At 45.6% G+C, this 9,315-nt stretch carries 8 protein-coding genes; all 8 read left to right on the top strand.

Annotation, left to right across the window (positions count from 1 at the left end):
* A partial coding sequence (locus Q0241_RS19325) for a hypothetical protein (RefSeq protein ID WP_299380734.1) occupies positions 1 to 974 on the top strand: 974 nt, incomplete at its 5' end.
* A 16-nt stretch (positions 975 to 990) separates the two neighbouring features.
* Positions 991 to 2,322 (top strand): radical SAM protein, encoded by a 1,332-nt coding sequence (locus tag Q0241_RS19320; RefSeq protein ID WP_299380733.1) that lies wholly within the window; start codon positions 991 to 993, stop codon positions 2,320 to 2,322.
* A complete protein-coding gene (locus Q0241_RS19315; RefSeq protein WP_299380732.1) occupies positions 2,315 to 3,085 on the top strand; it encodes a phosphoadenylyl-sulfate reductase in 771 nt (256 codons plus the stop codon). Before Q0241_RS19320 ends, Q0241_RS19315 begins: the two co-directional genes overlap by 8 nt.
* A 110-nt stretch (positions 3,086 to 3,195) precedes the next feature.
* The gene (locus Q0241_RS19310) at positions 3,196 to 3,729 is read left to right on the top strand and encodes a DUF934 domain-containing protein (RefSeq protein WP_299380731.1); all 534 of its coding nucleotides are present in this window, start codon (positions 3,196 to 3,198) and stop codon (positions 3,727 to 3,729) included.
* 48 nt (positions 3,730 to 3,777) lie between these two features.
* Positions 3,778 to 4,134: a ferredoxin FdxA gene (fdxA, locus tag Q0241_RS19305; protein ID WP_299380730.1), complete on the top strand. Its 357-nt coding sequence runs from the start codon at positions 3,778 to 3,780 to the stop codon at positions 4,132 to 4,134.
* Between the two features lie 550 nt (positions 4,135 to 4,684).
* Positions 4,685 to 7,201, top strand: a complete 2,517-nt coding sequence (gene hrpB / locus Q0241_RS19300) for an ATP-dependent helicase HrpB (RefSeq protein WP_299380729.1) — start codon at positions 4,685 to 4,687, stop codon at positions 7,199 to 7,201.
* A 127-nt stretch (positions 7,202 to 7,328) separates the two neighbouring features.
* The gene (locus Q0241_RS19295; RefSeq protein ID WP_299380728.1) at positions 7,329 to 8,090 is read left to right on the top strand and encodes a DeoR/GlpR family DNA-binding transcription regulator; all 762 of its coding nucleotides are present in this window, start codon (positions 7,329 to 7,331) and stop codon (positions 8,088 to 8,090) included.
* Between the two features lie 263 nt (positions 8,091 to 8,353).
* Complete coding sequence (locus tag Q0241_RS19290; protein ID WP_299380727.1) at positions 8,354 to 9,310, top strand: ABC transporter substrate-binding protein; 957 nt, start codon at positions 8,354 to 8,356, stop codon at positions 9,308 to 9,310.
* Positions 9,311 to 9,315 lie beyond the last annotated feature (5 nt).

Raw genomic sequence — 9,315 nt, 5'->3', positions numbered from 1 at the left:
AGAAAGCTAGCCCGGTGCTGTTCTGGAAATTTTTTAAAGAGGAGCAGAAGCAGTTGCGGGCAGAAGCTGCCCGCTTAAAGAGAAAGGCTAACGCGGTCGTTCAGCGCCTTGAGAACGATAAAGCGACATTATCCGAAACAAACTCCCAAGCTGAGCTGGCTAAAAAGCGCCTTGCAGAACACGACAAATTCGATCTCGAAAACACAGTTCGACTTCTGTCAGGTATTCCTAAGAGCATCGATCGTACAAAAGCTGACCGCGCAGCAGCTAGTGCGGAATTGACACTCATAGAAACTCGAATCCGGCCTCATGTGCAGGAACATGAACGGCTACAGTCTGAAGTCTCAACGCTGAACTCGGATATAGCTGGGGCAGAAGTTTTTAATCGAAACCTCGATGCTGCGCCTAACGGTTACGAGCGAAAAAAGATACATGAACAATGTGAAAGTAGATTTGGCACTGGACGCCCGGCCGATGTTATCAACGACCGTAGAGGTAAAGTGCGTCGCCTTGAAAATAACATTCCCAAGTTGGAGCGGCGGATCCGTGATGAACTCGAAAAATCTGATAGAAACATTGAGCATCTTTTGATCGACGGCAACAACGTCTGCTACGAGGGGCAGACTTTCATCGAACTGCGCGCACTCATTGCGTTACTGGCAGCGTTGGCAGACCAATTTGCAATTACGGTTGTGTTTGACGCTTCTATTCGTTCTTTGCTGAAGGCCAGCACACAAGACATCAAGCGCCGTCTTGGGCCATCTATCACGACTTACATCGCACCAACAAAAACGGGTGCCGACGAATATCTTCTGAAATTAGCAGGAAATATCAAAAGCACCTTCATTTTAAGCAATGATCGATATGCAGAATACCATGACTTTGATGCGGTAAAATCCGGGCGAGTGCTGCGGTTTTTGATAGCGGACGGAAAACTTATGGCAAACGACTTCGATATCTCCGTTAATATTTGAACTTGAAAGATAATTCATGCTGCATATTTCCGAGTTAACAGTAAATTGGCATGTCTTGGAGGCATGTAACTATGACTGCTATTTTTGCTATGCAAAGTACGGGAAAAAGTCCAATTTCTCTCGCGACTATTCAGAAATCTTGCGCGACTTAAGTAACCTCAGTGGTAAAGTGATTAATTTTCCGTCTGGACCAATTTCGGTGCAGAACATTCGGATTAACTTTGCAGGTGGTGAGCCTTTCCTGGAGAAAGAACTGGGTTCTGCCGTTTCCCTGGCCTCTGAACTTGGGCTGCGGCCTTCATTCATCAGCAATGGATCCCTTTTGACCGATAGCTTTATCGAACACTATGGCGCAATGATTTCTGTAGCGGGTTTTAGCATTGATAGCTTCAACACGGATACAAACCAGAAGATCGGTCGTCGTGATAACAAATACAAAGCGCGTATCAAAATTCTGGTGCATGAAACAGGCATTGATGAAATCCGTCGTCTGGTCGAAGAAGAGTGGAACCGGATCAAAGATACGGCGTTAAATCTACCGTTGGAAGAAGTCGATCGTATTAACGATTACTTTGCGCCACCAACTTTTGAAACGCTTGATGCGACATCCCGTTCGTTCGAAGTAAAACGCTTCGAAGATCGCGGCTTTGCAACTTGGGTGCGTGCGAACGTTATTGCGCATAAGAAGCCTGGCTATGCCATTGCGAATATTTCGTTGAAACCCGAAGGGGAAGCGCCGGGCGATATCACGGATGATCAGATGGAAGTTGTTGCTGATCTGGCAGAAAAGTACAGCTTTGATGAAATTCGGGCGACACATGAACAAAACCTTGTTTTGCCACACGTGAAGCTTGACGATCTTTATGATGTTTTCCTTGGTTTACAGGAAGCAGGATTGGCAACAGGAAATCTTGGCTTGATTTCTGATATGATCGTCTGCCCTGGTCTTGATTATTGTGCCCTTGCAAACGCACGCTCAATCCCGGTTGCTCAGGCCATTAGCAAGCGTTTTGCTGATATCGAGCGCCAGTATGATATTGGCGAACTAAAGCTAAAGATTTCTGGGTGTATCAATGCCTGTGGTCATCACCACGTCGGTCACATCGGTATTTTGGGTGTCGATCGTAAAGGTGAAGAGTATTACCAGATTACATTGGGTGGAAACGCGAACGAAAATGCTGCGATCGGCAAAATTATCGGGCCATCATTTGCCTATGATAAAATTGTCGATGCGGTTGAGACCGTAGTGAACACCTACTTGGAAATCCGTGACAGTGCCGAGGAAAGTTTCCTTGATGCTTATAACCGGGTTGGCATGGCTCCGTTCAAGGAAAGACTTTATGCTTAAGGCATCGACCTTGTTACCAAAAGAAGGAAGCGCACGAGAGCGTCTGGAAACGACAAAATCCCGCGCAGCAGAATTGCTGGACAGCGTTCGGAATTTGTCGACTCATGATGCCCTTGTCCGACTCATTGAAGATGAATTTAAAGGTCGCGTTGCTCTTGTTTCTTCTTTTGGGACAGAGTCAGCCATCCTTTTGCATCTTGTTGCTCAGGTTAATCCAAACACACCTGTCATCTTTATGGATACGGGAAAGTTATTTGGTGAAACGCATAGGTATCGGCGTCAACTGACCGAGTTTTTGGGTCTTACTGATGTACGTCAGATCTTGCCCGATGAAGCAAAGCTGTCTGAAAAAGATCCTAAGGGTATCCTTTGGAATCAAGACACAGATATGTGTTGTTGGGTGCGCAAGGTCGAGCCTATGAACCGTGCGCTTGATGATCTCGACGCTTGGATTTCCGGACGTAAGAGGTTCCAGTCTGTAACACGTGCCAAGTTGGAGCTTGTTGAAGCAGAAGGTTCTCGAATTAAAATCAATCCGCTTGCCTATTGGGAGCGTGATGAGATTACGGCTTATTTCAACAAGCATAACCTGCCGCGTCACCCGCTAGAAGCTGATGGGTATCCATCAGTAGGCTGTATGCCGTGTACGGATAAGGTTGAGGCAGGCGCAGACCCAAGAAGCGGACGTTGGAAAAATCAGGATAAGACCGAGTGTGGTATTCACTTTCTTGATACAGGTGCCGCAAGGAATACGACCGCATAAGCAAGCTAGCTTTTGTTTGATTAAAGTTTAACCTAGCCATCGCTAGCATACAGTCCCTAGAAATGTTCAGGACGTACTAGTCTGGCAGATTGAAAAGAAAAGAGAGTAAAATGCCGCTCATAAAAGATGGACGTCAGATTGCTGATAAATGGACCAAGCTAGATAACGAAGCTGAAGTTCCTGCCGGAGCTTCTATCATCGTGTCGCTTGATCGCTGGAATAGTGAAAAAGAGACTTTGGTCGACCTTGATCTGGAGCTTGGTGTGTTGCTAGAGAGCAATGAGTCGCCTGAGTTGATCGAAGATGATTTAAATAAACTCTCTTTGGTTGCCTTGAACTTCCCGGCCTTTGGTGATGGCAGAGCCTATTCCTATGCACGTATTCTAAAAGAGCGTTATGGGTTTGAAGGGGAGATCAGAGCTATAGGTGATGTGCTGTATGATCAGATCCAGCTTATGCAACGCTGTGGCTTTGATACGCTTGAGATCGAAAGTGATGCGACGCTTCGTTCTTTGAACCGGAATAAGTCTGCCGATGTGAATGTGTTTTACCAACCTACTGGGGATGGTGAAGCTACGGCGTCTTCATTGCGTAAGCGTTTGATCGAAAGCCACAAAGAACTGGGCTACAATAAAGCATCTTAATTTTATTGTTCAGTCATTTTGACAATGGGCTGATTACTGGAGTGCGTTATGACTTATGTCGTTGCGGATAATTGCATTAAGTGCAAGTACATGGATTGTGTAGAAGTTTGTCCTGTAGATTGTTTCTACGAAGGGGAAAACACGCTGGTCATCCACCCTGATGAATGCATTGATTGCGGTGTTTGTGAACCGGAATGTCCCGCAGAAGCGATCTTGCCGGATACTGATCCGGAAGCTGAAAAGTGGTTGGAAATGAACACTAAGTATGCAGAGATTTGGCCAAATATCACCGAGCAGGGGCAACCCCCTGCTGATGCAGATGAATTCAACGGATTGCCTGGAAAGTACGAGAAGTTTTTCAGCCCTAATCCCGGTGGTCAGGAAGCAGAAAAAAAAGCTGGTTAATGTCAGCACTGTGGATTTTAGAAGGGCATCCATTTGGGTGCCCTTTTTAGTTACGGATATAGAAGGAGAGGTATCGGTGTTATCGGTTCCTTTACCATTCTGGGATATCAAGAAAAGGATAGCCGTACGAAATGTGTGGTTTCCTTTTGTCCAGAAGCCACGGAAATCTTGATATGCCAAGCATTATAAAAAGGTCGTTTCATCCCTTGATTGTCGCGGGGGTAATGTGGGCTGGCCCTTCTTTGGCTGAATGTCAGAAGCCCAGTTATGATCCGCCTAAATGTACAAACCAGTATATTGAAATTCAGTTTTTAGATGCTAAGGACTTTGACAAGTGTAAAAGAGAAGTAACTTACTTTCTCGAAAATTTGGATGTCTGGTCAAAATGCATAAAAGACGAAGCACGCTTAAAGGGGGATGAGGTTATCAAGCTCTTTAATTGTAAGGTCAATGGAACGGCTAATTGTCTAGAGCCCTCTGGGTAGAGCGCATAATCCTTTTCTTGTCTAAGTTCTAGATATCTCAGAGATAGTAATGATATAAGCCTGTTATGACTGGCTTACCCATAGATTCCGTTCTTCCACAAGTTGCGCAAAAACTTGCTGAAAAAAACTCGCTTGTGCTTCAAGCCCCCCCTGGTGCCGGTAAGACAACAGGTGTTCCTTTGCACCTTCTCCATTCAGGTTGGCTTGGTGATAAAAAAATTATCATGCTTGAGCCTCGGCGTCTTGCGGCGCGAGCTGCTGCGACCAGAATGGCAGAGCTTTTGGGTGAAAGTATTGGCAATACGGTTGGTTATCGTATCCGACTGGAAAAGAAGGTAAGCGCCAGAACAAGGATTGAGGTTGTCACAGAGGGTATCTTAACTCGAATGCTACAAAACGATCCTGAACTATCTGGTGTCGGGTTGGTTATCTTTGATGAGTTTCATGAGCGTAGTTTACAGGCAGACTTGGGACTTGCGCTTTGTCTCGAGGTTCAGGCAGCACTTCGAGATGATCTTCGGCTTCTGGTTATGTCTGCGACGCTGGATGGTCAGACAGTTTCTCGCCTGATGGATGATGCGCCAATTGTCACAAGCGAAGGTCGGAGTTTCCCGGTTGATATAAATTACGGGCGAGAAACGCAGCGCAAGAATATTCCGTTTGATGTGGCTGACAAGATAGAAGGGGTTCTTCAGGAAGAGGAAGGAAGTATCCTTGCTTTCCTGCCCGGTGTTGGGGAAATAAAACGGGTAGAAAACCTTTTGTTATCAAAGAAAACGACGGCAGACGTCGAGGTTTATCCTCTCTATGGCGATTTACCTATGGCGAAACAACGAAAAGCAATCGAACCTGTCGAGGAGGGACAACGGAAAGTTGTTTTGGCAACCTCTATTGCCGAGACAAGCTTAACCATTGAGGGCATCAGAATAATAATAGACTGTGGTTTTCGGCGTAGTCCGCGGTTTGATCCTTCATCGGGCTTAACGAGGTTGGAAACTATCCGAGTATCTCGCGCATCAGCGGACCAGAGAGCTGGGCGTGCGGGTCGATTAGAGCCGGGTATCTGTTACCGTTTATGGCCAGAATCCCAGAATGGAGCATTGGCATTACAGGATAGACCAGAAATTCAAGAAGCTGATCTTTGTTCGCTTGTGCTTGAATTGCTGAACTGGGGGACTACAAATCCTGAAGAGTTAAATTGGTGCACAGTACCTCCAAAATCATCTTGGAAGCAGGCGATGGAGCTGCTCCGATCTTTAGGCGCTATTGACCAGGTTGATCACATTACAGATCACGGTAAAAAAATGTCCCGGCTTCCTGTTCATCCCAGACTTGCGCATATGCTTGTCAGAGGGAAGGAAGAGGGCGCAGGTTGGCTTGGTTGTCTTATGGCGGCGTTGTTAACTGAAAGGGATATCTTGCAAGATGGATCGACCAAAACGCAGACTGATCTTTTGGTTCGGATTGATGCTTTTACACGAAAGTCGATGGATAGAGGTTTCAAATTTGATTCTTATCGTTTGAAGCAAGTCAAACGCACAGCAGAACAATATGCCAGAGCGTTGGGTGTGAAACCGGGCACAGCTATTGATACAGAGTATGCCGGAGGTTTGGCTTCTCTTGCCTATCCTGACCGCATTGGAAAGCTCCGCAAAAATGCAGTGGGTCGCTTTAAACTCTCTGGCGGTAAGGGGGCCGAGCTGGATGAGTTAGACCCCTTGGCGTCAAAATCTTATCTTGTGATGACAAATATTGGAGGTGCAGGGGGCTCAGCGCGAGTCTATCAGGCTATTGAGGTGTCTGATAGTCAAATTCGGAAGTTTCATGCTGAAAGCATCGTGTCCGAAGATCGGGTGAGACTGGATGATTTAAAAGGTGTTTTTCTGGGGGAAAAGGTTGAGCGTTGTGGCGAAGTTATTCTCAAGGAAACACGCGTTAAGGAACCTGATCAGGACGCAATCAAACAGGAAATTCTGACGTTAGTTAGGGGGAAAGGCTTGACGATCCTTGACCCAGGTGCTGACTTTGAACATCTGTGCTGTCGGGTTATCTCTGCTGGGATGCTGGCAGAGAAGGTTGATTGGCCTGATTTTTCTTCGGCAGGCTTGATCTCTAGTGTTGAGACTTGGCTGTTGCCTTATCTTGATGATGTCACGACACTGAAGGCATTACAGGCACTGGATCTTAAAAGTATTCTACTTTCATTTCTGGATTGGGATAAGCGACAGTTTTTGGATGAAAACTTCCCAAGCCGGATTGAGCTCCCGACCGGGAATACAGCCAGAATCAACTATAGTGATTCAATGTTGCCTGTTCTTGAAGTCAGGCTTCAAGAGCTTTTTGGTTTATCCGTAACGCCATCAATCTTTGGTGGTCGTATTCCTTTGCGTCTCCATTTGTTATCCCCTGCGCGACGTCCGTTACAAGTTACCAGCGATTTAGCCGGTTTTTGGGCCAATACCTATCACGATGTGAAAAAGGATATGAAGGGACGCTATCCGCGACATTACTGGCCTGATGATCCCTTGATTGCAGAGCCGACATCAAAAACCAAAAAGAACACGAAAAAAACACGTCGTTAGGAGGTCGTGTTCTTCGAGTGTGTTTTCTTTGATACGGGGTGGTTAAAGCTTGGGTAATTTCCGGAATTTGATTTTTAGTGTGAATTAACCTATTGCTTAAATCAGTTGAGAGAGGGTAGCGGGTTTCATGCATCCAACAAGAAGACAAAAAGAAATCTTGAAAGCAGTTCGGCAAAAAGGGTTGTGTACCATCCTTGAGCTTGCCAACCAATTTTCGGTATCTGACGAGACCATTCGGCGAGATGTGAAGCCAATGGTTAATGCTGGATTGGTTGAAAAGGTACATGGTGGTATTATTGTTCCTGACGAAGGGCATGAGCCTCCTTTTCAGCACAGGATGGTTGAAAACCACGAAGCCAAACAACGTATTGGTTTTGAGCTTTCAAAAATAATTCAGAGCGGCGATTCATTGATCATGGATACAGGGAGTACGACCGCTATTGCAGCACATGCGTTGCAAGAGCACTCAAATTTGCTTGTTGTGACCAATTCCGTCGAAACTGCCCGAGCATTGGCAACCCGCAATGGAAACAGAGTTTATATCGCCGGGGGAGAGTTACGTGCTGATGACGCCGCTGCTTTTGGCCCTTCTGCAATAGCTTTTATCAAGCAATTTGACGTGAAGTATGCTGTCCTGTCACTGGGGGGGGTGGACCCAGTCAAGGGATTGATGGTTGATCATCTGGAAGAGGCCGAGTTTTCACGTACCGTGATGGAACAGGCGCAAAAAACTATTGTTGTGGTCGATCAGAGTAAGTTCAATCGATCTCGTCTGGTTAAGGTCGCGCCTTTAAATGTAATTGATGTGCTGATCACTGATGGCGAACCTGATCCGGATTTGGCCGCTTGTTTACGAGACGCAGAAGTCGAAGTGATTGTGACTGTCTGAGGCTTTAAGTTTTTAGTCGTAAATTATTAAAAATCATCTATCTAAAGTTTAGGCGGTTTGGATTATTCCGAACTGCCTTTTTTATTTGGCGTTGGTTAAATCCTTTAAAATCCACAATGTAGTCAGAAGGCGTTATGATTCTGATGGAAATGTTGTTTTTGTGTTGACTTGTGATGATATATGTTGATATTTTTGGATATTGAAAGTGTTGATGTGTCCAAAATAAATAATAAAAACTCGAAATCCTTACAGGGAGTAGGTTTATGATTAAAACATCAAGGTTTGCATTGGCTTTACTAGGAAGCCTTGCGCTGTCAAATTTTACAACAACAGCTTCTTTTGCTGATGTTGAATCAAATGATCCTATTAAACTGACATTACATGATTGGACGGGACAGCTTCTGACCACCAAAATCATGGGGTCAGTTCTGCAAGAAGCTGGCTATAATATTGAGTATATTCAGGCTGATTATATCGCTCAATTCGCAGGTCTCAAAGAAGGGGATCTTCACGTTGCTATGGAGATCTGGGAAACCACAGGTCGTGAGGCTATGGATGAAGCGACCGCAACTGGCAAAGTGGAAAATTTGGGCGAGTCAGGTATGGTAGCCATCGAAGAATGGTGGTATCCCTCCTATATGAAAGAAGTTTGCCCAGGCCTGCCGAATTGGGAAGCTCTCAACGAATGTGCCGAGGCTTTTTCCACACCTGAGACCGCGCCAAAAGGTCGTTATCTTGGGGCCCCTGTAACTTGGGGAGGCTTTGATGATGAGCGTGTTGAAGCGCTCGAGATGGATTTTGAAGTCATCCATGCGGGTACAGATGCAGCTCTTTTTGCAGAACTGGAATCTGCCTATCAAAGAAAGGCGCCTGTGCTGCTCTGGGTTTATGCACCACACTGGGCACCAGCTAAATTTGATGGCGAATGGGTCGAATTCCCAAAATATACAGCAGAATGCTATAATGATCCATCATGGGGATCAAACGAAGATGCTGCTTATGACTGTGGTAAGCCTACGGGACCAATTTGGAAAGTTGCGTGGTCAGGTGTGAAAGACAAATGGCCTGGTGCTCATAAGGCAATTGAAGGCTTTAACATTTCCAACGATGAAATGTCTCAGATGATTATTGAAGTCGATCTTGATGGCAAAGATATGGATGCCGTCGTGAGTAATTGGGTCGATGCAAATAAAGACCGTTGGGCATCTTGGATTAAATAAGATGT

This window comes from uncultured Kiloniella sp., assembly GCF_937128705.1.
Classification (GTDB): Bacteria; Pseudomonadota; Alphaproteobacteria; order Kiloniellales; family Kiloniellaceae; genus Kiloniella.
This window is presented reverse-complemented; position numbering and strand designations above follow the sequence as displayed.